We start from the raw sequence: 605 nt of genomic DNA, 5'->3' as shown, positions 1-605 counted from the left end.
CGGAGCCTCTCCACCGGCCAGCGCCGCCGTGCCGCCATCGCGCGCGTGGTGGCGAGCGGCGCACGGGTCTGGCTGCTCGATGAACCCGCCAATGGCCTGGACGCCGCGTCGGTGACGATGCTCGAAGGCCTGATCTCGACGCACCGCGCGAGCGGCGGCGCGGTGCTGGTCGCGACGCACCTTCCCGTGGCGCTGCCCGATGCGGTCGAGGTGGTGCTGTGAACGCCTTCGCCGCCATCGTCCTGCGCGAACTGCGGCGGTCGTGGACCAGCGGCGGCCTCGTCCTGCCGGTCGCTTTCTTCCTGCTGGTCGCGATCCTGTTCCCCTTCGCGGTGGGGCCGGACGGCAAGCTGCTCGCCCGGATCGGCGGCGGGGTCATCTGGGCGGCGGCCTTGCTCGCGGCCTTGCTCCCGGTCGAGCGATTGATCGCACCCGATGCCGAGAGCGGGGTACTCGATCAGTTCGTGGTGCGCGGGCTATCGGACTCGACGGTCGCGGCGGCGAAGATGACCGGCCACTGGCTCGGCTTCGCACCGACCCTGCTGGCGGCAACCGTGATCGCCGCCGCGCTGCTGCGCCTGCCGGGCGAGACGCTGGTGCAGGTC

2 protein-coding genes are annotated in these 605 nt (G+C 72.6%); both read left to right on the top strand.

The features are described 5' to 3' along the window. Nucleotides 1-222: ATP-binding cassette domain-containing protein (locus P1X14_RS22075; protein WP_277317575.1), on the top strand; the 222-nt coding region annotated here is incomplete at its 5' end. Further along, nucleotides 219-605, top strand: a 387-nt coding sequence (locus tag P1X14_RS22070) for a heme exporter protein CcmB (protein ID WP_277317574.1), incomplete at its 3' end; no start/stop codon positions are given. The genes P1X14_RS22075 and P1X14_RS22070, both read left to right, overlap by 4 nt.

It is taken from the genome of Sphingomonas sp. AOB5 (assembly GCF_029433115.1).
In the GTDB taxonomy this organism is placed as follows: domain Bacteria; phylum Pseudomonadota; class Alphaproteobacteria; order Sphingomonadales; family Sphingomonadaceae; genus Sphingomonas.
Note: the sequence above shows the minus strand (reverse complement) of the source record. Positions and strands in the feature narration are given on the sequence as shown.